General features: G+C 34.3%; 1 protein-coding gene. It reads left to right on the plus strand.

All coding sequences use genetic code 11. The features are described 5' to 3' along the window. Window positions 1-268 precede the first annotated feature (268 nt). A partial coding sequence (locus Q0828_RS24335) for a choice-of-anchor L domain-containing protein (protein WP_298427962.1) occupies window positions 269-2,383 on the plus strand: 2,115 nt, incomplete at its 3' end.

Here is a 2,383-nt window from a genome sequence, read left to right on the forward strand (position 1 = left end):
AGAGTAGAATATATAGATCCATTTGATGGAACACCTAAAGAGTTCATTAATCATTTTACGCTAAAGAGATAATTTACACAGGAAGAAAAACAACAACAAAAAAACCGAAGCTTAAAATATGGCTTCGGTTTTTTACAAAAAAAAATATAGTATCAGCTGTCAATAGTAAGAGGTTTTGTGTTAAAAAACAGAAAATTATTTCTCTTATTAATATATTTGAATACTAAGCATGAAAAAGAATTAACCAGAATCAACCTAAATTATAGTTATGAAGGCAAAAATACTATCTATCCTCCTTCTATTCATTGGGCAACAAGTGTACTCTCAGTCAATTACTGTTGATGATACTTATACGCCAGAATCTTTAGTAGTAGATGTTTTATTTCAAAACGTTTGTGGAAACGAACCTGAAAATATTAGAGTAACAAATCATAGTGGAATGGACGACTTAGCTGGCGAACAAAACGGAGCTAATTTAGGTTTCGAAAGCTATGGGTATTTTGATACAGGAACAGCGGACTTCCCTTTTTCTGAAGGTATCATCTTAAGTAGTTCTAGTGTAACTGCTATAGCTAATAATGGAAATGCTAACCTGAGTTTTGGAATAGGTAGTTGGACAGGAGACCCAGATCTACAAGTATTAACAAATGGAACTGTACAAAACGCAACAGCAATTGAATTTGAATTTGTACCATTGTCTACGCAAATTACCTTTAGATATATATTGGCTTCAGAAGAATATACAACAAACGCATCATATCCTTGTTCTTTTGCAGATACTTTTGCTTTTATCTTAAGTGGGCCAGGAATAGCTAATTCAAATTTGTATGATCACGATGCAAACCCTGCAACACCTGAATTAGATTTAGATTTAGGAGGAAGAAACATAGCTTTGCTTCCAAATTCTAATATTCCAGCAAGTATTACAAATATTCACACCTTTAACTGTGGACCTGGATTAGGAGAGTTTGCGTTTCCTCAATTTTATGATACCGTAGGAAGTAATAATGGTTCTACTGAATTTGATGGTCAAACAATTCCACTGAGAGCTCAGGCAGAAGTAATTCCTGGGGAAACTTATACTATTAAGTTAGTGATATCTGACTTTTCTGATAGTTTATTTGATTCTGCTGTATTTCTTGAGGGAGGAAGTTTCGATATTGGTACTTTTGATTTAGGAAATGACAGATTGATTACGGCAGGAAATCCAGTTTGTGAAGGAGAAACAGTTACTTTAGATGCTGAATTCCCAGTAGCTGGTGTTACTTATGTGTGGTCTAAAGATGGAGATGAAATCGTAGGTGAAACAAATCCAACATTAGATGTGAGCACGTCGGGTGAATATTCTGTAGTTGTGTCAGTTTCTACGAACTGTAGTACAACTGATACTATTACAATTGAATTTGCTCCAGTTCCAGTAGCAAATGAACCAAATGATTTATTAGAATGTGCAGCAGCAGGAGTTACGGCTGTTGAGTTTGATCTTTCTTTAGTGAATAACGATGTTTTATTAATGCAAACTGCTGCAGATTATAATATTAGTTACCACGCTACATTAGAAAATGCAGAAATGGATCAAAATCCATTACCAACACTATATACGAACGGTCCAAATCCAGAAACTATATTTGTGAGGATAGAAGATTTGTCAGGAATGTGTTTTGATACTACGAGTTTTGAATTACAAGTATATACACAGCCTGTAGCAAATGTAGTAACAAATGTTGTTGTGTGTGATGATGATAGTAATAATGGAGTTGAAGATTTTACATTAACAGATTATGATATACAAGTTTTAGGAACACAAGATGCTACCCAATTTACAATAACTTATCATGGTAGTATGGATGATGCATTAAATAATGCAGATCCATTGCCAGTTACTTATCAAAATACGCTAAGTACAGAAACAATTTATGTTCGAATTGAAAATAATGACAATACTACGTGTAGTGATATTACAAATTTTGAAATACAGGTAAATACACAGCCAATTGCCAATCAGCCTGATGATATGTTTTCTTGCGATCAAGATGGTAGTGGAACAGAAGATTATAATCTTTCTCTACAAGAGCCAATGATACTTGGTATGCAAACTGCTGCAGATTTTAATATTACTTTCCATGGGAGTCAATTAGAAGCAGAGGATGATATGAATCCATTGCCAACAATGTATACTGGTGCAACGGGGGAAATAGTATATGTAAGAATTGAAAGTACTGAGGTTGGTAATGAATGTTATGCAATAACAACCTTCGAATTGCAAGTAAATCCATTGCCAGTCCCTGTAATGCCAACGACACTAGAAGAATGTGATGATGATACAGATGGCTTTGTAGGGTTTACATTAACAAATGCTGATGCAGAAATACTTGCAGGACAA

It is taken from the genome of uncultured Kordia sp., from assembly GCF_947496985.1.
GTDB lineage: Bacteria > Bacteroidota > Bacteroidia > Flavobacteriales > Flavobacteriaceae > Kordia.